General features: G+C 68.0%; 17 protein-coding genes. 8 read left to right on the forward strand and 9 right to left on the reverse strand.

Going from position 1 to position 19759, the window contains the following annotated elements; all coding sequences use genetic code 11:
- Positions 1 to 53 precede the first annotated feature (53 nt).
- The 3 genes from MKK84_RS29140 to MKK84_RS29150 all read right to left on the reverse strand — a co-directional run bounded on the left by MKK84_RS29140 (position 54) and on the right by MKK84_RS29150 (position 4985).
- Positions 54 to 1262, reverse strand: a complete 1209-nt coding sequence (locus MKK84_RS29140) for an MFS transporter (RefSeq protein WP_243925601.1) — start codon at positions 1260 to 1262, stop codon at positions 54 to 56.
- Positions 1263 to 1752: 490 nt separating this feature from the next.
- Positions 1753 to 3852, reverse strand: coding sequence for an OmpA family protein (locus MKK84_RS29145; protein ID WP_243925602.1), 2100 nt, complete (start codon positions 3850 to 3852; stop codon positions 1753 to 1755).
- Positions 3853 to 3920: 68 nt separating this feature from the next.
- Positions 3921 to 4985, reverse strand: a complete 1065-nt coding sequence (locus tag MKK84_RS29150) for a DUF2865 domain-containing protein (protein WP_243925603.1) — start codon at positions 4983 to 4985, stop codon at positions 3921 to 3923.
- Between the two features lie 158 nt (positions 4986 to 5143).
- Between MKK84_RS29150 and MKK84_RS29155 the strand changes: the two genes are divergently transcribed.
- Positions 5144 to 5656, forward strand: coding sequence for a CreA family protein (locus MKK84_RS29155; RefSeq protein WP_243925604.1), 513 nt, complete (start codon positions 5144 to 5146; stop codon positions 5654 to 5656).
- 28 nt (positions 5657 to 5684) lie between these two features.
- Here MKK84_RS29155 and MKK84_RS29160 read toward each other — a convergent pair whose 3' ends face one another.
- Complete coding sequence (locus MKK84_RS29160; protein ID WP_243925605.1) at positions 5685 to 6032, reverse strand: hypothetical protein; 348 nt, start codon at positions 6030 to 6032, stop codon at positions 5685 to 5687.
- A 287-nt stretch (positions 6033 to 6319) separates the two neighbouring features.
- On the opposite strand from MKK84_RS29160, the gene cysS reads away from it, so the two are divergent.
- A complete protein-coding gene (gene cysS / locus MKK84_RS29165; protein WP_243925606.1) occupies positions 6320 to 7711 on the forward strand; it encodes a cysteine--tRNA ligase in 1392 nt (463 codons plus the stop codon).
- A gap of 91 nt (positions 7712 to 7802) precedes the next feature.
- Positions 7803 to 8564, forward strand: a complete 762-nt coding sequence (locus MKK84_RS29170; protein WP_243925607.1) for a trypsin-like serine protease — start codon at positions 7803 to 7805, stop codon at positions 8562 to 8564.
- Between the two features lie 88 nt (positions 8565 to 8652).
- Here the strand turns inward: MKK84_RS29170 and ctrA are convergent, their stop codons facing one another.
- The gene (gene ctrA, locus MKK84_RS29175) at positions 8653 to 9354 is read right to left on the reverse strand and encodes a response regulator transcription factor CtrA (protein WP_243925608.1); all 702 of its coding nucleotides are present in this window, start codon (positions 9352 to 9354) and stop codon (positions 8653 to 8655) included.
- Between the two features lie 417 nt (positions 9355 to 9771).
- On the opposite strand from ctrA, the gene fliI reads away from it, so the two are divergent.
- The 3 genes from fliI to MKK84_RS29190 all read left to right on the forward strand — a co-directional run bounded on the left by fliI (position 9772) and on the right by MKK84_RS29190 (position 12798).
- Positions 9772 to 11124 carry a flagellar protein export ATPase FliI gene (gene fliI / locus MKK84_RS29180; RefSeq protein ID WP_243925609.1) on the forward strand — a complete coding sequence of 451 codons (1353 nt, stop codon included), beginning with the start codon at positions 9772 to 9774 and terminating at the stop codon, positions 11122 to 11124.
- Between the two features lie 61 nt (positions 11125 to 11185).
- Positions 11186 to 11593 (forward strand): flagellar export protein FliJ, encoded by a 408-nt coding sequence (fliJ, locus tag MKK84_RS29185; protein WP_243925610.1) that lies wholly within the window; start codon positions 11186 to 11188, stop codon positions 11591 to 11593.
- A 137-nt stretch (positions 11594 to 11730) separates the two neighbouring features.
- Entirely contained in the window at positions 11731 to 12798 is a 1068-nt protein-coding gene (locus MKK84_RS29190; RefSeq protein ID WP_243925611.1) for a lysylphosphatidylglycerol synthase domain-containing protein, read from the forward strand.
- A gap of 462 nt (positions 12799 to 13260) precedes the next feature.
- Here MKK84_RS29190 and flhA read toward each other — a convergent pair whose 3' ends face one another.
- Positions 13261 to 15399, reverse strand: a complete 2139-nt coding sequence (flhA, locus tag MKK84_RS29195; protein WP_243925612.1) for a flagellar biosynthesis protein FlhA — start codon at positions 15397 to 15399, stop codon at positions 13261 to 13263.
- Between the two features lie 213 nt (positions 15400 to 15612).
- On the opposite strand from flhA, the gene MKK84_RS29200 reads away from it, so the two are divergent.
- Positions 15613 to 16191: a hypothetical protein gene (locus tag MKK84_RS29200; RefSeq protein WP_243925613.1), complete on the forward strand. Its 579-nt coding sequence runs from the start codon at positions 15613 to 15615 to the stop codon at positions 16189 to 16191.
- A gap of 330 nt (positions 16192 to 16521) precedes the next feature.
- On the opposite strand, the gene MKK84_RS29205 is transcribed toward MKK84_RS29200, so the two are convergent.
- Positions 16522 to 16854, reverse strand: a complete 333-nt coding sequence (locus tag MKK84_RS29205; RefSeq protein WP_243925614.1) for a helix-turn-helix domain-containing protein — start codon at positions 16852 to 16854, stop codon at positions 16522 to 16524.
- Positions 16855 to 16982: 128 nt separating this feature from the next.
- Here MKK84_RS29205 and MKK84_RS29210 point away from each other — a divergent pair, with 128 nt between their 5' ends.
- The gene (locus MKK84_RS29210; protein WP_243925615.1) at positions 16983 to 17309 is read left to right on the forward strand and encodes a hypothetical protein; all 327 of its coding nucleotides are present in this window, start codon (positions 16983 to 16985) and stop codon (positions 17307 to 17309) included.
- 274 nt (positions 17310 to 17583) lie between these two features.
- Here MKK84_RS29210 and MKK84_RS29215 read toward each other — a convergent pair whose 3' ends face one another.
- Together MKK84_RS29215 and MKK84_RS29220 are read right to left on the reverse strand one after the other, a co-directional pair.
- Positions 17584 to 18825, reverse strand: coding sequence for a capsule biosynthesis protein (locus MKK84_RS29215; protein WP_243925616.1), 1242 nt, complete (start codon positions 18823 to 18825; stop codon positions 17584 to 17586).
- Between the two features lie 136 nt (positions 18826 to 18961).
- On the reverse strand, positions 18962 to 19615 hold the full coding sequence (locus MKK84_RS29220; protein WP_243925617.1) for an ABC transporter ATP-binding protein: 654 nt from the start codon (positions 19613 to 19615) through the stop codon (positions 18962 to 18964).
- Between the last annotated feature and the right edge of the window lie 144 nt (positions 19616 to 19759).

A 19759-nucleotide genomic window follows, 5' to 3' on the forward strand; every position in this document is an offset into this window, starting at 1 on the left:
CCAATGAATCGGTCGGCAGCATCACGCACGCAGCGGCCACCGCACGAATCGGCTCATGACGCCAGCGGCTCCAATCGAGACAGCCGCAGGGCCACGGCCAGCGCCAGCCCGTAGAGCCCGCCCACGAACAGCACCACGCCGGTCCAGCCGGAATGGGCGAAGAACCAGCCGCCCGCCGTGCCGAGCACGGAGGAGCCCAGATAGTACATGCACAGGTAGACCGAAGAGGCTTGCGCCCGGTCGCGCCGCGCGCGCCGACCGACCCAGCTGCTCGCGACCGAATGTGCCGCGAAGAAGCCTACCGTCGTGACCACGACGCCGAACACGATCAGCACGATGTTGTCGAAGAGGGTTATCAGGATCCCGGCGAGCCCGAGGCTGGTTGCGAGCCACAACACCCGCCGCCGGCCGAACTGGCTGGCGAGCTCCCCGGCGACCGGGCTGCTCACCATGCCGGCGAGGTAGACCGAGAAGATCAGCCCGATCACCGTCTGGCTCAGAGAGAAGGGCGGATCGAGCAGGCGGAACCCGATGTAATTGTAGATGCAGACGAAGCCGCCCATCAGCAGGAACGCCTCGACGAACAGCCACGGCAGGCCGGCATCGCGGAAATGGTGGCCGAAGCTGCCCGGCACCTCGCGCCACGCCATCCGGCGCGCCACGAAGCTGCGGGAGGGGGGCAGCCAGCGCCAGAAGGCAACGGCCGCAGCCAGTGCCAGCACGCCGATCGTGGCGAGCCCGATCCGCCAACCGACATGATCGGCCATCACGCCGCTGATGAGCCGTCCCGACATGCCGCCCAGCGCATTGCCGCCGACCAGAAGGCCCATCGACAGGCCGATCGCCTGCGCGTCCATCTCCTCTGCCAAATAGGCCATGGCGACCGCCGGCAGGCCGCTCGCCGTGAGGCCGGTGAGTGCGCGCAGGATCAGGAACCCATGCCAGCCGGGGACCAGGGCGGCCACGATGGTGAGCAGCGCGGAGGCCAGGAGTGAGGCCAGCATCACGGGCTTGCGGCCCCACATCTCGGACAGCGGACTGACTACCAAGAGCGCCATGGCCAGCAGGCCGCAGGGCAGTGACAGGGCGAGGCTGCTCTCGGCCGGGGACACGCCGAAATCCTCGGCGTAGATCGGCAGCAGGGGCTGCACCGCGTAGAGCACCGCGAAGGTCGAGAACCCCGCGGCCGCCAATGCCAGCGCCGTCCGGCGGAAGACCGGCGTGCCTGACCGGATCAGCCGCCCGTCCGCTTCGCTGTCCATGCCCGTCCCGCGTTGCCGATCTTCGCGCGTTGGTGATGTCCGCAGGTGCCGTCGTCAACTGCCGCGCATCGGGCTGTCGGGGCGATCAGCGTTCGCAACGCCCCGCGTGTAGGGCCGTCGCGCCTGGAACGCGATCGCCTACTTGATGATGCTGTGGAAGAACGCGGCCAACCGCTGCGCATCCGCCCCGGGCGGCAGGTCGCCGGGCTCTCTGGCGTTTAAGGCAATCGCGGATCAGCACGAGCGTTGTGCGGCCTCCGTGGCGGAGCTGTTGGCGCGGGCTGTCGGTGGCGGGAAGGCTGCTGACCATGCCGAGGATCAACAGGTTGCCGCGCGACTGGTTCGAAGGGGCAACGTCGATGCTGCCGTCCAGCCTCGTGTGCAGGCCCTCGCGCGCCTGTGGCTTCTCAGCCTCGGGCCGCCCGACTGACGTTGAATGTGAAGGACTGGGCGGCCGACGGCGGCCGCCCGATCGAGACGTCCTCTCCACTCAGCGTGGCGGCGGTGGCGCTGCCTGTCCCTGCCCCTCGCCCTGCTGAAGCAGCGGCGTGATCCGCTGGACGACGACGCGGCGGTTTTCCCGCGACGGGCCCTGCGTGTTCACCTTCAGGTACTGCTCGCCGTAGCCCTGCGTGGTCAGGTTCTCGGGTGGCACGCGGAACTGCTCGGTGAGCACGGTCGCCACCGACTGGGCACGCCGGTCCGACAGGGAGAGGTTGTCGATCGCGGAGCCGACCGCGTCGGTGAAGCCTTCGATCAGGAAGACTTCGCGCGGGTTGGCCTGGATGGCGCGGTTCATCGCGGCCGCGATCACCGAGAGCTTCGCCGCCTGCTCCGGCGTGACCGTGAACGAGCCGGTGTCGAAGGTGATCGCGTTGATATCGACCGAGCGCATCCGGGCCCGGAGGTCCGGACTGTAGCGGATCTGGTCGAGGGTGTAGCGGCGCTCGACGGGGACCACCGGCGGTGCCGTCAACGCCTCGTAGACCTCGCCCTCGTCGGCCTGCGCGTAATCCACGATGTAGCGGTCCCGCGGGATCCGGATATCCGGGGGCGGCAGCACCACCACGTCCTCATAGATCGGGCGGATCGGGCCCGCGTAGCTGTTGTCGATCAACACGACTTCGCGGCCGTCACGATAACGCAGGTACCGGCGCAGCATCCGCCCGTCATCGGCGGTCACGGTCACGACCTGCTCCCCGCCCGGCCGATCGAGGTAGCTGTAGAAATCGGCGCCCTGCTGCACGTAGCGGTAGCCGCGCGGATCGAGGGCACGGAAGCGCTCGTTCTCGTCGTGGCGGATCAGGTAGGTGTCACGGTCGCGCACGATGATGCGCCCGGGCTCGCGGTAGTAGGTCCGCCCGTCCTCGTTGTACTCGCGCCGCTCGCGGACCACTTGGTCGAAGCTTCGGACGTTATCGTCTTGGCGGAAGCCGCCCGGCACGTAGCCCGGCTGACCCGGTGCGCTGAACACGCCGTTTCCAGCGCGCCCGCCGGGGCCACCGACTTGGCCCGGGCCGCCGGCTTGACCCGGCGGCTGAAATGGACGCCCGGGGATGCCCGGGGCTTGGTTGGGCGGAACGGGGCGACCCGGTTCTGCGCCAGGGCCGGCATTCGGCTGTGCGCGACCATCGGGCTGGACGTCCTGACGCTGGAACGGCCGCCCGGGCACGCCCGGCGCCACGTTGGGCGGAGCTGAACGGTTCGGCTCGGCACCGGGATTGGCATTCGGTTGCGGCCGGTCACCGGGCTGCACATCCTGGCGCTGTGGATTCTGGCGCTGAAGATCCTGGCGCTGGTCCGGCCGTCCGGGAGCTCCGGGAGCCGTGTTGGGCGGCACGGGACGGCGCGGCTCGGCGCCGGGTCCTGCACCCGGCTGCGGGCGGTTGTCGCGCTGGTTGTCGGGCCGCTGATCGGGCCGACCGGGAGCACCCGGCGGCGGGTTCGGGCGATCGGCATCGGGCGCACGGCGATCACGATCGGGGCCCTGTTGCCGCGGCGGCGTCCCTGGCCGGTCGTTGTCGGGCCGGGGCTGGGCACCGGGACCGCCGTTCCGATCCGGTGCGGGCCGATCCGGTTGACGGTCCTCCCGGTCGGGCTGGCGCTCCTGACGGTTCGGCCGGGCATCCGGTGAACGCGGCTCCGGACGGTTCGGCCGCGCGTCGGGAGACCGCTGCTCTTGACGGTCCTGGCGGTCCTGCCGCTGCTCCTGACGATCCGGGCGAGCATCCGGCCGCTCCTGGGCAGGCGGACGCGGGGCCGGCGGTTCCGGCCGGCGCTCAGGCGCACGCTCCCGTTGCGGGGGCTCGGCCTGACGCGGGGCTTGAGGCTCGGGACGCTCGCGCGGCGGCGGGGCTGCTCGCTCCGGACGCGGCTCCGGCCGCTCGCGTCCCGCCGGTGGGCCGGGACGTTCCTGCGGCGGGCGCTCCGGACCTGGGCCACCGCGCGGGGGCTCACCGCCGCGGGGCCCACGCTCCTCCGGACCGCCCTGCGCCAGCAGGATCGGGCCCGGCGACGCATCGGCCGGTTGGAGGGAGGTCAGAGCCGGCAGCACGGTGCCGGTCAGGAGAAGCAATCGCAGGAGCCGCATCGAGGCCTCGTATCGGGTCAGGCCGAGCCGAACACGGAACGCTACGATTGGTTCCCCGCAAGTACGCGCTAAGGGGTAAGACGCTGTGGAACAGCGATCACATTCGGCGCGATGATGCGCACGGCGACGTGATCCGGCTTGGCGCGATTGGACGGCTGCGCTTCGGGGTCGACCCAGCCCCTGCCGGCGTCGGGCCCTGTGGCAGACGCCTCCGCGTTGCTCTTCACAGCGCGTCCGGCGACGTCGGCAGCCAGTTCCGCGGCGGTTCGGTCGGCGCGGCCGACCAGCGTCAGCCTAACCTTCGGGCGGGACAACGCCTCGGCCTGCATCGGCGTCACGAAGATGTCGCCCTTGTGCCGGACCAGCATGCTCTCGGCCTTGACCAGCGACTGCGCCCAGGTCTTGCCCTCAGGCTTGCAGGAGCAGTTCGGCACGAATTCCTTGCGGAACTTGAAGGCGTTGGCGAGGCTCGTATAGGCGCGGCTGCCCTTCACCGTGGCGGCATGCTTCAGCGCATCGTCGCCGTAGGGCATCGAATAGGCCTGTGCCTCGGCGCCGGGGCAGAGCGCTTGGCACATCTCGTCCGCACCGCCGCGCCCTTCGGGCAGATTGCGCAGCGGGAAGAACCCGCCGTCGCAGATCCGGACGCAGACCATCTGCGGGCCGCCCCGGGCATAGGATTCGCCGCTCGCCGCGTAGGTCTCCCGCGTGGGGCAGGTCGAAGCCACGAGGCTCTGGAGTTCGCGCCGGCGCGCTCCGTCGTCGTCGAGCACCGCGCCGCCGTAGGTGGCCTTGAGGGCGCGGATCCGCTGCTCCACGGCACCGCATTGCGGTGGCCGCGTATCGAAGAACAGGAATTTCTCCGAGCAGTTGAGGCCGCGGTAATAGGCTTCCAGCCGCCCGATCTCGTCGTTCAGCGCCCGCGTCGTGCTGCCGCCGTTCTGGATCGACGCCAGCTCGGCCCGATAGCGCCGGCACTGGGGTGAGGGCATCTGCGGAACCGGCCGCGTCTCGGCGGCCGACGGCGTCTCCTGCGCGGCAGCCGGCGCGACGAGGGGGCTGGACAGTCCGAGGGCCAAGACCGCAATCGAAAGGATGCGGCCGAGCGAACGGACGATCGGACGGTGAGGCATAAGCTGCATCGCGTTGGCCGGGTACGCTGCGCTCCGAAAAGGCCGGGCGGGGCGCATCCGCGCTTCGGGGCCGAAGCAACGCGATCCTACGCCCCCTCGCAGGACGGCAACACCCCCCCTACATCCCATCGGCAAGCTTGAGGGGGAATTGGCCGGTGATGTGGTTTCGGAGTCTCACCTATGTTGGCGTTCTGGCGCTGGGGATGGCGGCAGCGGGCCCCGCGGCCGCTCAGGAGCCGGACCGGATTTTCGACAAATCGACGGTCTGGCGGCCGCTCACGCCGAACGACAAATTGGTCGTCTACGGCATTGACGACCCGGCGGTGGCGGGTGTCGCCTGCTGGTACACGCAGCCCGAGAAGGGCGGGATCAAGGGCACGCTGGGTCTGGCCGAGGATGTCTCGGACATCTCGTTGGCCTGTCGCCAGACCGGCCCGGTCGCCTTCAAGGGCAAGCTGAGCCAGGGCGAGGTGGTGTTCAGCGAGCGCCGCTCGCTGATCTTCAAGTCGATGCAGATCGTGCGCGGCTGCGACACGCGGCGCAACACGCTGATCTATATGGTCTATTCCGACAAGGTGATCCAGGGCTCGCCGAAGAACTCGAGCTCGGCGGTACCGCTCGCCCCCTGGGGCACGGAGCCGGCACCGAAATGCGCGGACGCCATGAAGTAGGGTAGGCCCCGCGGCCGGTCTTCGACTGTCAGTCCTGGCAGGTGATCCGGATCGGCCGCTCCAGCGGGGTCGAGATGGGCTGGCTGATGGCGCCCGTATACTCGTCGGCGGCGGCGATCCCGTAGGAATTGGCTGCCGCGTATCCCTGAGCCTCGCACCACGCGTTGGCGACGACTTGGCCGCAGCTGCTCCCGGGCGTCGTCAGGCAGTCGCCGACGCCGTAGCCGTCGCTCAACGGGATGAGGAATGTCTTCTCGACGTGGCTCGGCGCCTTCACGGGCGTCTCGCCGTCGCTGCCGGCCAGCGCGGCATGCGCAAGACCTGCGGTGGCGAAGGCCGTGACGAGGGCGAGGATACCGTTTGCCGAGCGACGCATCGAGGGTCCTTGAGCACAGGAACTGCGGCGTGAGGTTCGTTGCCCGGACGGTCCGACGCCGCGGTTAAGGAAGCCTTACCCGCACGATGCGAGCGCCTGCTCGAATTCCTCACGCTTTTGCGTTAGCCCCATCGCGCGAGCCGCGCCGTCGCGGCGATGCAACAGGATGCCGTGGCGGCACCGGTCGCCGCGCCACGTTTCGGCCCTTCTTGGCCGCGTGCGCCCCGTAGGCCTCTGAAGGCAGGCTCGTTTTCGTCGGCGATCGCGCCGGGAGGAGGGTGGGATTCATGGCGCTGATGTTGCGGCTCTACAACACGCTGACCGGCGCCAAGGAGAGCTTCGCGCCGATCGATCCGGAGCATGTCCGCATCTATGCGTGCGGCCCGACGGTCTACGACGCCGCCCATATCGGCAACGCCCGGCCGATCATCGTGTTCGACCTGCTGTTCCGGATGCTGCGCCACCTTTACGGCGCCGCGCACGTGACCTACGCGCGCAACGTCACGGACGTGGACGACAAGATCAACGCCCGGGCGGCCGAGCGCGGCATCACCATCCGCGAACTCACCGATGGGACGCTGGCGCAGTTCCACCGCGACGTGCGCGACCTCGGCGTACTGATGCCGGACGATGTGAACGTGGCCGGCGAGCGCCCCCGCTTCATCGAGCCTCGCGCCACCGATCACATTGCCGAGATGGTGGCGATGATCGAGGCGCTGGTCCGCTCCGGCCACGCCTACGTGGCTGCGGGCCATGTCCTGTTCGATGTGCCGTCGATGCCGGAGTACGGCGGTCTGTCGAAGCGCCCCCTCGACGAGATGGAGGCCGGTGCCCGGGTCGAGGTCGCGCCATACAAACGCTCGCCCCTCGACTTCGTGCTGTGGAAGCCCTCGAAGCCAGGCGAGCCGTCCTGGCCGTCGCCGGCCGGGATCCCCGAGCCGGGGCGTCCGGGTTGGCATATCGAGTGCTCCGCCATGTCGGCCAAGCATCTGGGTCAGACCTTCGACATCCACGCGGGCGGGATCGACCTGATCTTCCCGCACCACGAGAACGAGGTGGCGCAATCGCGCTGCTGCTTCGACACGCCCGTCATGGCCAACGTCTGGCTGCACAACGGCTTCCTCCAGGTAGAGGGGGAGAAGATGTCGAAGTCGCTCGGCAACTTCGTCACCATCCGCGATGTGCTGAAGGACTGGCCCGGCGAGGTGGTGCGGCTCACCATGCTGAAGACGCACTACCGTCAGCCGATCGACTGGACGTTGCGCGGGCTCGAGGAATCGAGCCGGGTGCTCGACCGCTGGTACAACGTCGCCGGGGATGCGCCAGTGGCGCGCGATATCCCCGACGCGGTCGTCGAGGCCCTGTGTGACGACCTCAACACGCCGGCGGCGATCAACGAGCTGCACCGGCTCGGCTCGGAGGGGCAGTCCGCCGCGCTGCGGGCTGGCGCGAACCTGTTCGGCCTCCTCGCACGCACCCGCAGCGACCGGGAGCAGGATGCGGTCGCCGCCTCCGGCGTCGATGTCGCGGCGATCGACGCACTGATCGCCGAACGACGCGCGGCCCGGGCTGCCAAGGATTGGGCGGCTTCCGACCGGGCGCGCGACGCGCTGACCGCGATGGGCGTGGCCGTCAAGGACAACAAGGACGGCACGACCACGTGGACGGTGGCGCGCTGACGTTTCGGCCGCGTCCTCGCGCCCGCTTGCCCCGGAGCGTGCGGGCGGCATCTGTCAGGCAGGACCGTTCGCCGGAAAAAGGGATCCGCACGTGACCATCTTCGGAACCCTTGGGTGGCGCCTCGCCCGCGCCGGATCGGCGTTCGCGCTCGGGCTTAGCTTCGCCGGGCCGGCCGCAGCGATCCAGGGCGGCGCGCCGGCCGGGCGGGACGCCCTGGCGCAGGCCACCGTCGCCATCGGCACGATCACGCAGCCCGAGGAGGCGCTGAAGCTCACCCGTTGCACCGGCGTCCTCATCGCGCCGGACCTCGTGCTCACGGCGGCGCATTGCGTGAACGGTGATCCGCTCGGCGCGCTGGTCGTCTTCTTCCGCGGCACCGAGCCGGCGCAGCCCGTCTACGGCGCGCGGGTCGCAGCCCGCTACAGCCCCGATCCGGGGGAGATGCTGCCGAACGCGGCCCCCAACGTGAGCCTCGCCGACCTCTCCCTGGATCTGGCGGTGCTGCGCCTCACGGAGCCGGTGCGCGGCCACCGTCCGATCGCGCTGGCGGCCGATGCCGGGCGGGTTCCGAAGACCCTACGGATCGCCGGTGCCGGCCTGTCCGGGAACAGCGTCGGGCGCCTGCGCACGGCAACGCTGACGCCGCTGGCCGCCAGCAGCACCGGGTTGACCATCGCGCAGGCTCGGGGCGCCCGGGTCTGCTTCGGCGATTCCGGTGGGCCGGTGGTCGCCCAGGACCGGCGTGGCCTCTACGTCTGGGGCGTCGCCAGCGCGGTGATCAGTCGGGCCGCGCCGTGCGGCAGCTACGTGGTGATCGCGCCGGCCGCGCAGGTCTTTTCGAAAGCGCGCTGAAGTTTCGGAGCCGCGCGCCCATCGAGAACGCGAAAACCCCGCGCGGCCGGACCGCACGGGGTTTTTCGGAAGCGGATCTCTTGGCGGATCAGACCGCCATGCGCTCTTCGCTGTCCATCGGCTCGCGCAGCACGTAACCGCGGCCCCAGACGGTCTCGATGTAGTTCTTGCCCGAGCTGGCGTTGGCGAGCTTCTTGCACAGCTTGCAGATGAAGACGTCGATGATCTTCAGCTCCGGCTCGTCCATGCCGCCGTAGAGATGGTTCAGGAACATCTCCTTGGTGAGCGTCGTGCCCTTCCGCAGCGAGAGGAGTTCCAACATCTGGTACTCCTTGCCGGTCAGGTGCACCCGGGCGCCGCCGACCTCGACGGTCTTCTGATCGAGATTCACGATCAGATCACCGGTGGTGATGACCGACTGGGCATGGCCCTTCGAGCGGCGCACGATGGCGTGGATCCGCGCCACAAGCTCGTCCTTGTGGAACGGCTTGGTGAGGTAATCGTCCGCCCCGAAGCCGAGACCCTTCACCTTGTCCTCGATGCCGGCCATGCCGGAGAGGATCAGGATCGGCGTCTTCACCTTCGCCACCCGAAGGTTGCGCAGCACCTCGTAGCCCGACATGTCGGGCAGGTTCAGATCGAGGAGGATGATGTCGTAATCGTACAGCTTGCCGAGATCGATACCCTCCTCACCGAGATCGGTGGTGTAGGTGTTGAAGTTCTCGGACTTGAGCATCAACTCGATGCTCTGCGCAGTCGCGCTGTCGTCCTCGATCAGAAGTACCCGCATCGTCGGTCCCCAGCCCCGCCGGCCGCATCAGCGCGTAGACACGTCCCGTCGTTCGCCCGCCACCGGCCTGTGGACGGGCGCCTCGTCGCTCTTGACGTGGGACGCTATGGATTAATCGTTAACAAAACCTGATTCCCGACCGCAAGCGCTACGTTCGCCAATCTGCGAGCGTGACCGGAGAAAGAAGGCTCCCCCGACCCCGTCTGGGACCGTAATTCCGCTTCACTTGCGACCGGGGCGTCCGCCCCGGCGGTCTAAGTACTTCTCACGAAACGCTACGGTCCGAGCTGTGGTTCACCGGACACAGCGCCCGATTTCATCGAGCTTGGCCGTGAACCTCTGCCGGACCGAACCGCTGCGTGCTCGTGGGTCGCAGTGTTAAGGAGCCCGGTAAACGAAGCGTTGAGAGCGCGGCTCATGACACAGGATTCGGCAAGATCCGTCTCCTCCCTCGCAGCGGCGCAGGCCGCGCTGGAGCGCGTGGAGGTGCTGGAGACGTTCGGCCGGGTCGTGGCGATCCGGGGCCTGTTGGTGGAAGTCGCCGGCCCCGTGGCGGCGATGCGGCTCGGCGGGCGGATCGACGTCGAGGGCGCGAACGGCCACGGGCTGGTCCCCTGCGAGATCATCGGCTTCCAGGGCGACCGGGCGCTGGCCATGCCGTTCGGGTCCCTGGAGGGCGTCCGCCGCGGCTGCCCGGCCTTCGTGCGCGACGAGGCCGCGGGGGCGATCCGCCCCTCGGGCGCTTGGCTCGGGCGCGTGGTCGACGCCCTGGGGCGACCGGTCGACGGGCTCGGGCCCCTGCCGCAGGGACCGGACATCTATAGTCTGCGGGCCGATCCGCCGCCCGCCCATGCCCGGACCCGGGTCGGCGGCCCGCTGGATCTCGGCGTCCGCTGCATCAACACCTTCCTGACCATGTGCGCCGGCCAGCGGATGGGCATCTTCGCGGGGTCCGGCGTCGGCAAGTCGGTGCTGCTCTCGATGCTCGCCCGCTACACGGCGGCCGACGTGGCGGTGATCGGGCTCGTGGGCGAGCGCGGCCGGGAGGTGCAGGAGTTCCTCCAGGACGATCTGGGTGCCGCCGGCCTCGCGCGCTCGGTCGTCGTGGTGGCGACCTCCGACGAACCGGCCCTCATGCGCCGCAACGCGGCCTACGTGACCCTCTCGGTGGCGGAGCATTTTCGCGATCAGGGCGCCAAGGTGCTGTGCATGATCGATTCGATCACGCGCTTCGCCATGGCTCAGCGTGACATCGGCCTCGCGGCCGGCGAGCCGCCCACCGCCAAGGGCTACACACCGACCGTCTTTTCCGAATTGCCGCGCCTGCTGGAGCGGGCCGGGCCCGGGGTGGGGCAGGGGACGATCTCGGCGCTCTTTACGGTGCTGGTCGAGGGTGACGACCACAACGAGCCGGTGGCCGATGCGGTGCGCGGCATCCTCGACGGTCACATCGTGATGGAGCGGGCCATCGCCGAGCGGGGCCGCTACCCGGCGATCAACGTGCTGCGCTCGGTCTCGCGGACCATGCCGCGATCCTGCGATCCGGCCTACCTGCCGGTGGTGCGGCGGGCGCGCCGGGTGCTCTCGACCTATGCCGATATGGAGGAGCTAATCCGGCTCGGTGCCTACCGCGCCGGCTCATCCCAGGAGGTCGACGAGGCCGTGGCGCTCATGCCTCATCTTGAGGCTTTTCTTGGGCAGGGTAAGGAAGAAGCAACGTCCATCGGCGATGGTTACGCACGGCTCGGTCAGATCGTCGGCGGGGCCTAGGGGCACGGGCCAGGCGCGATCCTCGGCACGGCCTTGAGCGTTGCGTGGAGTGAGCGTCCTGATGAAATCGCGTGACACGCTGATCCGCCTGCGCCGCTTCCAGGTCGATGAGAAGCGCCGGCGTGTGACCCAGATCGAGATGATGATGGCCGACTTCCAGCGCATGGCGGTGGAACTCGACCGCGAGGTCGCCGTCGAGGAGGCCCGCGCCGGCATCACCGATGTGGGCCACTTCGCCTACCCGACCTACGCCCGCGCGGCGGCCACCCGCCGGGACAACATGCGCCAGTCCGCCCAGGCCCTGGAGGGCCAGCTCGCAGAGGCCAAAGCGGAGCTTGGCGAGGCCTTCGAGGAGCTGAAGAAGGTCGAGATCCTCAACGACCGCGAACGTACTGCCGAGCGGGCCGCAGAACTGGTCCGTGACCAGGCCGCGATGGACGGGATCGGACTCAACCGCGCCCGCGGCTGATGCGATCGGCCCCCGAGCCGGTGCGTGGCACGAAACCGTCATGATCAGCTGACAAGGGGGCCCCTTGGTGGCGTCACGCCGCTTGCAGGGCGCCGCGTGACGGCGCATCAGGGGTTACCCCCGGGGCGTCGGTGTTCATGAAGAAGATTAGCGAGTTCATCTGGCCACTGATCGGCCTCGCCGCCGTCGTGATATCGGGCTATTTTCTCTATCAGGAATTGAAGTCGACCTCGCTGTCGGCGATCTGGGCCGCAATCCTGGCGATCCTGCCGCATCGGATCCTACTCGCGGCGCTCTCGACGCTGGTCGCCTACGCGGCGCTCGCTTGGTACGACCGAATCGCACTGCTGCATTTGGGCGTCCGCCACATCTCGTTGTTGTTCGTCTCGCTCTGCTCGTTCACGACCTACGCGCTGTCGCACAATATTGGCGCTTCGGTCTTCTCGGGCGCCCTGGTGCGCTATCGGGCCTACACCGCCAAGGGCCTGACCGCGGCGCAGGTCGCCGTGCTGGTGGCGCTCTGCTCCTTCACCTTCTTCCTGGGCACGATCCTGCTCGGCGGCTTCACGCTGGTCGTCGATCCGCACCTGCTATCGCGGCTCGACGGCAAGCTGCCGGGCTTCCTCACCGATCCGAAGGCCGCACTGATCGTCGGCATTGGCATGCTGGCCTTCGTCGGCCTGTACGTGATCGGATCGATCCTGCGCCTGCGCCCGCTGCACATCCGCTCGTTCAAGCTGGAATATCCGCGGCCCGGCATCATGGGCCGCCAGCTCCTGGCGGCGCCGCTGGAGCTGCTGGGCGCGGCGGGCATCATCTACTTCGCGCTTCCCGACGCGATGAATCCGGGTTTCATCCCGGTGCTGGCGATCTTCCTGGCGTCGTTCTCGGTCGCGCTCGCCTCGCATGCCCCGGGCGGTCTCGGCGTGTTCGAGATCGTGTTCATCACCGCGATGCACATCACCGACGAGGCGCAGAAGGATGCGATCATCGCGGCGGTGATCATCTTCCGGATCTTCTACTTCTGGATCCCGGCGCTGATCTCCGTGGTCGTGGTGATCGCGTTCGAGCGGTCCAGGCTGGCGGCGGCGATCGGCTCCGCGGCGCACGGGCCGAAGGCGACTGTGGTGCCGGATCCGCCGGTCGTGGCCCCGGGGCTCAATCCCCATGAGCTCGAGCGGGAACTGAAGCAGAAAGCGATCTGAGGCGGGCAAGCGGACGTAGCTCCGCTCCCGAAGTGGCTTGCTGATCTGCGCAGCGTGGGCTGGTGATCGCCGCAAGACGTGGCACGGGTCCCGTCTCTCGTCTGGGCTACCGAGTTCACAGATCTCCCTCCGGCGCCATCGCCCTGAGAGCCGAGCGCCTTTCCTCTTGCCCGTGCGGGCATGGGCCAGGGGTGGGGGTGGTTCGGGATGAGATGCAGCAGTGCCATCTGCACGACCCCCACCTCCAACGCCTCCCCGCAAGGGGGAGGAGAGAACCCCGCGGCCAGCGATGTGTGAACATCGTAGCCCGTGCGGGACAAGGATAGGTTGAGGGATGAGGACGCCCAGAACGGGGTTCGACTCAAACGCACCGCTGCGGCGCGCCTAGCCTCCAACGCTCTCGACCCCCGCCTGCATGGTAGAGTGGGCCATCGTGCTCGGTCATCGGCGGCGGTGTCGCCCTCAGATCGAACTCACCGTCCGCAGCCGTGCGCGCGGGTGGATCTCGGCCTGGCTCATCACCGGGGTCTCCCGGCGGAAGCGCTCGATGATCGAACGCACGAACGGCCGGGTCTGCGCCGAGGTCACCAGCACGGGCATCTCGCCCTGCCGCGCCGCCGCCTCGAAGCGGTCGCGCACCGCCGTCACGAATTCGCTGAGCTTCGAGGGCTGCATCGCGAGGTAGCGCTCCTCTCGCTCGCCGACGATCGATTCCAAGAAGGCCTGCTCCCAGGCCGGCGACAAAGTGATGATCGGCAACGCGCCGTTCTGATCCTGATACTGGGCGCAGATCTGGCGCCCGAGCCGGGCACGGACATGCTCGACCACGTCGCGGGGGTTCTTCACGCCGCCCGCAACCTCGGCGACCGCCTCCACGATCGCCCCGAGATCGCGGATCGAGACGCGCTCGGCCAGGAGGAACTGCAGCACCCGCTGAATGCCGGTCGTGGAGATCTGCGACGGCACGATCTCCTTGAGCAGGTCGGTGTGATCCTTCGACAGCTCGCGCAGCAGCTTGGAGACCTCGACGTGGTTCAGAAGCTCGGAGACGTGTGCCTTGATCAACTCGGTGAGGTGCGTCGAGACCACGGTGGCGGCGTCCACGACCGTGTAGCCCTTGAGTTGTGCCTGATCACGCAGCGCTGCGTCGATCCAGGTCGCCGGCAGGCCGAAGGTCGGCTCCAGCATGTGCTGGCCCGGTAGCTGGACCTGCCCGCCCATCGGATCCATCGCCATGAACTGGCCGGGGAAAATCCGGCCGGTGCCGGCCTCGATCTCCTTTACCCGCACCACGTAGGTGTTGGCGTCGAGCTGGACGTTGTCGAGGATTCGTACGGAGGGCATCACGAAGCCCAGTTCGGCTGCGAGCTGGCGGCGCAGCGCTTTGATCTGGTCGGTGAGCCGGTCCTGGCCCTCGCCGTTCACGAGGGCGAGCAGCGCGTAACCCATCTCGAGCTTCAGGTCGTCGAGCTTGAGCAGATCGGTGACGGTCTCCTCCTTCGCGGCCGCCACCGCCTTCGCGTCGATCGGCGCACCCTCAGCATCCAGCGGTGGTGCCTCCTTGGCGGTCTTGTTGATCCGCCACGCGGCATAGCCGGCGCCGCCGCCCAGCAGCAGGAATGGCAGCATCGGCATCCCGGGCAGGAGCGCGATCAGCAGCATCACCGCCGCCGACATGCCGAGCGCCTTCGGATAATGGGCGAGCTGCTTGCCCAAGGCCTTGTCGGCCGCGCCCTTCACGCCCGCCTTGGAAACCAGCAGGCCGGCGGCCGTGGAGACGATCAGGGCCGGCACCTGGCTCGCCAGGCCGTCGCCGATGGTGAGCAGCGTGTAGCTCTTGGCGGCGTCGCCGAAGCTCAGGCCCTGCTGCGCCACGCCGATGATGATGCCGCCGACCACGTTGATGAAGGTGATCAGCAGCGCCGCCACGGCATCGCCGCGCACGAATTTCGAGGCGCCGTCCATGGCGCCGAAGAAGGACGATTCCTCTTCGAGCGCCGAGCGCCGGGCTTTGGCGGCCTTCTCGTCGATCAGCCCCGCCGAGAGGTCGGCGTCGATCGCCATCTGCTTGCCGGGCATCGCGTCGAGGGTGAAGCGCGCAGCGACTTCGGCGATGCGGCCCGAACCCTTCGTGATCACCACGAAGTTCACGATGATCAGGATCGCGAACACGATGATCCCGATCACGAAGTTGCCGCCCATCACGAAGTGCCCGAAGGCCTCGATCACGTGGCCGGCCGCCGCCGTGCCCTCGTGGCCGTGGCCGAGAATCAGGCGGGTCGAGGCGAGGTTCAGCGCGAGCCGCAGCATCGTGGCGATGAGCAGCAGCGTCGGGAAGACGGTGAATTCCAGCGGGTTGTCGATCGACAGCCCGGTCATCATGATCAGTACCGAGATGATGATCGAGACCGCCAGCAGCAGATCGAGCAGCATCGCGGGGAGCGGGAAGATCAGGACCGCGAGGATCCCCAGCACGCCGGTGGCGAACATGAGGTCCGAGCGCTTCGACAGGGCCTGCATGTCGCCGCGGGTCGGCAGCGCGAACTGTCCAAGCAGCGCCGCCGGGCCCATCCGTGTCGGCGCGCTCGCCGTGTCCGCCATCGATCCCACCCGTCGCCGCCTGCCTGGACGCGTTCCCCGCAGCGAACCCGGCAAGATCTGCCGGGTGGATGGTTAGCGGCCCGTTAAGACGAGACCGGCCGGGGTCGGGAACCGGGCGCGCCTCTGCCGCTTGACCGGTCGGTGAACGCACCCGCCCGGCATCGGCCCCGCCGTATCCCGCCCGCAGCGTCGCCACCGATCCGGGAGATTCCGATGGCTGCACGCGCGCTGACCGCCCTGTTCGACGATTACGAGGCTGCCGCCCGGGCGGTGGATCAGCTCGAGGCCGCCGGTATCGCCCATGGCGACATCAGCATCATCTCGAACCGGACCGACCCCGAGGCTGCCGCGCTGTCGCCGATCGATAAGGCACACGAACCGGACGAGGCGGTCGATTCAGCCGGCACCGGCGCAACGGTCGGAACGGTGCTGGGGGGTGGTGCGGGCCTGCTCGCCGGCCTCGGGCTCCTCGCCATTCCTGGCCTCGGGCCGGTGGTGGCGGCGGGCTGGCTTGTGGCGACCGTAACGGCCGCGGGCGTTGGTGCCGCCGCCGGCGGGCTGATCGGGGGGCTCACCGGGGCGGGACTGAGCGAGGGCGAGGCCGAGACCTACGCCGAGGGCGTGCGTCGCGGCGGGACGCTGGTGACCGTCCGGGCCGACGAGACACGGGCCGACGGCGTACTGGGCATCCTCGCTCAGGCGGGCTCGATCGATCTCGACGAGCGCGCCGAGGGCTGGCGCGCGCAGGGCTGGACCGGTGGCACGGTCGGGCCGGCGGGCGCCGGCCGCTGAAGCGATTCCGGGTTGATCGGAGAGCCGCAGTCGACATCTCGGAGGCGGGTCGGCCGGGCGCGCCGCGCGTTGTCGGCGCCTTGGGCTTATGAAGCGCCTGTCCCTGACAGGTGCAGCGAAGCGGAACCTGATCCGGAATTCAGCACAAAGAGCGCCGCGCTAGCGGCTCAGAATGATCCAGATCGACGCTGCGCGACGTCTTGTGCTGGATCCCAGATCGCATTCCGCTGGCGCTGCATGCGCTCGGCAAAGGGGGGCCTGGATCCATCTCGGCGGAGCTTTCACATCTCTGCCGACTATCGCGACAGGACCAGCCGAGCGGCCGTTCGCTTAGCGCCCCATGAAGGCGTCGAGCATCTTCGCCGCCCGGGCCATCTGATCCTCGTTCATGTCGGCGAGGATCGCCTGGATGTGTGCGATCAATCGGCCCCGGTCACCGTTCGGCAAAGCGCCGCCGCCCGCGCCGAACAGGGCGAGCGGTGAGATCTGGAGCGCCGAAGCGATCCGCTCGACCGTGTCGAAGGACGGTGCCGCAACACCGCGCTCGATCTTCCCGATCGTCTCGATGGAAACCTCGACGCGCTCGGCCAGATGCTCCTGGGTCATGCCGACAGCCCGGCGATGCTGGCGCACGTTGGTTCCGAATGCCTGTCTGAGATCCACGCCTCACCTCCGGAGCCTTCATCGGAGGTAGGACGGCGGGTTTAGAGGAACTGAAAGTTCTGATTCCTATCTTAACGAATCAGTGGTTCTGATTATGATCAATCGGTTCCCTGTTTACGGATATGCCGATGGCCGAAGCGCCAACCTCGATTACGGCTTGGTTGCTCATCGCGCTCGCGCTCTCGCCCCCTGCCTGTGCAATCGCTTTGATGATCCTCTGGGGCTTCATCCTGCCGGCGTCGATCCCGCGCGCCGAGATCGAGCGGCTAGCAAACGATATCATGGGTCGCTACCCGGACGATCCTGAAGAGGCCGCCTTCATTGAAGAACAGGCGGCTTGGTTTCGGTCGCAAATGCGCGAGCAAATGCGATGGCGCCGCGTGCGGAGGCAGATCCGCGCCTCTCTTCGCTACGCGAGACCATTGAGAAGCGGCCGCGGCTGCGCTCAGCCCTGACAGACTTCTCGGGGCGTTCTTGGGAGGGCTAACTGAGTGGCCAATCCCGCACACTTCGTCCAACCCATACCCCTCACCTGAGGTGACCCCGACGCGGGCCTGGATGGGGGCTCCAGATATCACACACCCTTCTGGAGTGCGCCTTGGAGGCTTCCGCTGCGCTCCGGTCCTTTAGAATGGGATCGGATGGATTGGATCATCGTCGTCGAGAATCATTCCGACCGGACGTCCGGAGCTTTTTCTGGCCCAGTCGGTGTGGCTCAAACGATAACCTTCAGGCCATCATCTTCCGCGCGAACATGGAGGCGGCGAACAGCACCGCCGCGCCCGCCGTGACGAGGCTGATCATCAGGAGACGCCGGGGCTCGGTCGAGGATTCGGCCCGCACCGGCTCCACGATCGGGCTGAAGAACTCGATCTGGCGGGCTGCGATCATCCGGGAGCGCTCGTAGGCCGTCAGCACCTGCTGATAGTACTTCTCGGCGTTCTTGCGATCGTTCTCGAGGGCCTCGAACCGCGTCAGCGCGTCCGAGAGAAGGCGCTTCTGCTCCGGATCCTGGCTGGCGGATTGCCGCTCGATCCGTGCGATGTTCTCGTCGAGATCCTTGATCTGCTGCTTGATGTCGATGATGCGGCGTGATTCGGGACCGAGATCCCGTTGGCCGATGGCAAGCTGGACCGCAAGGTTGATCCGCGCAGAGCGCAGCTCGGCGATCATCTTCAAATTGATTTCGTTCGACTTCTGGGCGTCAAGCACGCCTTCGCGGTTGCGCAGGTCGCGCATCGCGAGGCGGATCTTGGTCATTCGCTCCTCGGCGAGCTTCAACTCGCGGGTGCTCTCCGCCACCGCATCCTCGCGCGCCTTCACGCTGAGGTCGTTCACCATCCGCTCGGCCTCCTTCATGACGGCCTTGGCGATGGCGAGGGAATGATCCGGGTTGAACGCCTCGACGGTGACCGCCATGATCCCGGAATTGGGCTCGATGTCGATGTCGACGCGCCGCTTCCAGTAGCGGATGAATTTCTCGATCGGCTTGCTCGGGTCGAAACGCGAGACGTAATCGATGCTGTCGCTGCCGAACCACTCGCGCAGCGGAAGCTGCGCCTCGAGCGATTCCAGCATCGGCCGGCTGACGATGTATTCCTTGGTGATCAGCGTGTCCTGCGCGACCATCTGGCTCGGAACGCCGGCGCTGGTTCCGACCGAATCCGGAGCCGCCTTGTCAGCTGTTCCGATGGCCGGCCGGATCGCGAATCGCGCTTCGGTCACATACCGGTCTGAGGCAATCAACCCGTAGTAGATGGCCCCGGCCAGCGTCGGCAGCACGAAGCAGACCACGAACAGGATCGGGATCCAGGGATCGTTCTTGACGTGGCTCTGGTAGGAGCGGATGCCCTTCTTGCGATCGGCGAAGCGCGACATCCGCGCGATCTGCCGCAGCGACTCGGTGATCGCCTGCTGGCGCTCCGCGGTCGTGACCGGCTGCCCCTCGGCTTTCCGGATCTCCATATTCATGGCTTGATTCCTGGCCTCCCCGGCCCTGACGGTCGATCCGTCCGGAAGCACCCGGCCGCACAGCGGCACACGCGTCCGGATCGTCTCTCACGCGGTCACGGCAAAAGCATGTCCGCCAGCCGCGGACGGCGTCGCGTCACGCGTTGAGGCGCCGGTAGACCTCGATGGCGTCGTTCACGTCCTCGTAGATGATCGCGCGGCCGTTGAGCAGCACGAGGCCCTGCGAGCACCATTGCCGGATCGTCTCCATGGAGTGGGAGACCATGATGATGTCGGCGTTCTTGCGGCGCTGGGAGAAGACCTCGTCGCAGCGCTTCGAGAAGCGCGCGTCGCCCACGGAGGTGATCTCGTCGATCAGGTAGCAATCGAACGGGATTGCCATGCTCATGCCGAAGGCGAGGCGCGCGCCCATGCCGGACGAGTAGGTGTAGATCGGCACGTCGAGGTAGCTGCCGAGTTCTGAGAAGTCCTCGACGAAATCCAGTACCTTTCGCGGGTCCTCGCCGTAGATTCGGGCGACAAAAATCACGTTGTCGCGGCCGGTCATCTTCGGGTGGAAGCCGCCCGCGAAGCCCAGCGGCCAGGAGACCCGCAGCCCGCGATAGATCTTGCCCCGGGTGGCATCTTCCGTCCCGGCGATCAGCCGCATCGTGGTCGATTTGCCGGCGCCGTTGATGCCGAGGATCCCGTAAGAAATGCCTGGCTTCAGGGTGAACGAGGCCTGTTCGAGGATGGTCCGCTTGTGACCGTCCGTGCGGTAGACCTTGCTGACTTTCTCGAAGCGGATCACCGGATGAACTCCAGGGCGGGGTGCCGAACCGCCGGTCCGAGCTGTCGGCTGCGGCGCTCCTGCGCGCCGAAAGCGGCAAATCTGAGAACACGATAGGCCGAACCGACCCCGCTTCCGGCCCCATCGCGCGCATTCCCCGGGATA

The sequence above is a fragment of the Methylobacterium sp. E-065 genome (assembly GCF_022829605.1).
Taxonomy (GTDB): domain Bacteria; phylum Pseudomonadota; class Alphaproteobacteria; order Rhizobiales; family Beijerinckiaceae; genus Methylobacterium.

Bases quoted from the DNA above. Each gene is read 5' to 3' on its own strand.
- MKK84_RS29200 (WP_243925613.1), top strand. From the start codon at position 15,613: ATGGCTGCACGCGCGCTGACCGCCCTGTTCGACGATTACGAGGCTGCC.
- MKK84_RS29210 (WP_243925615.1), top strand. From the start codon at position 16,983: ATGGCCGAAGCGCCAACCTCGATTACGGCTTGGTTGCTCATCGCGCTC.
- MKK84_RS29190 (WP_243925611.1), top strand. From the start codon at position 11,731: ATGAAGAAGATTAGCGAGTTCATCTGGCCACTGATCGGCCTCGCCGCC.
- MKK84_RS29160 (WP_243925605.1), bottom strand. From the start codon at position 6,032: ATGCGTCGCTCGGCAAACGGTATCCTCGCCCTCGTCACGGCCTTCGCC.
- ctrA (WP_243925608.1), bottom strand. From the start codon at position 9,354: ATGCGGGTACTTCTGATCGAGGACGACAGCGCGACTGCGCAGAGCATC.
- fliI (WP_243925609.1), top strand. From the start codon at position 9,772: ATGACACAGGATTCGGCAAGATCCGTCTCCTCCCTCGCAGCGGCGCAG.
- fliJ (WP_243925610.1), top strand. From the start codon at position 11,186: ATGAAATCGCGTGACACGCTGATCCGCCTGCGCCGCTTCCAGGTCGAT.
- cysS (WP_243925606.1), top strand. From the start codon at position 6,320: ATGGCGCTGATGTTGCGGCTCTACAACACGCTGACCGGCGCCAAGGAG.
- MKK84_RS29145 (WP_243925602.1), bottom strand. From the start codon at position 3,852: ATGCGGCTCCTGCGATTGCTTCTCCTGACCGGCACCGTGCTGCCGGCT.
- MKK84_RS29155 (WP_243925604.1), top strand. From the start codon at position 5,144: ATGTGGTTTCGGAGTCTCACCTATGTTGGCGTTCTGGCGCTGGGGATG.
- flhA (WP_243925612.1), bottom strand. From the start codon at position 15,399: ATGGCGGACACGGCGAGCGCGCCGACACGGATGGGCCCGGCGGCGCTG.
- MKK84_RS29140 (WP_243925601.1), bottom strand. From the start codon at position 1,262: ATGGACAGCGAAGCGGACGGGCGGCTGATCCGGTCAGGCACGCCGGTC.
- MKK84_RS29150 (WP_243925603.1), bottom strand. From the start codon at position 4,985: ATGCCTCACCGTCCGATCGTCCGTTCGCTCGGCCGCATCCTTTCGATT.
- MKK84_RS29215 (WP_243925616.1), bottom strand. From the start codon at position 18,825: ATGAATATGGAGATCCGGAAAGCCGAGGGGCAGCCGGTCACGACCGCG.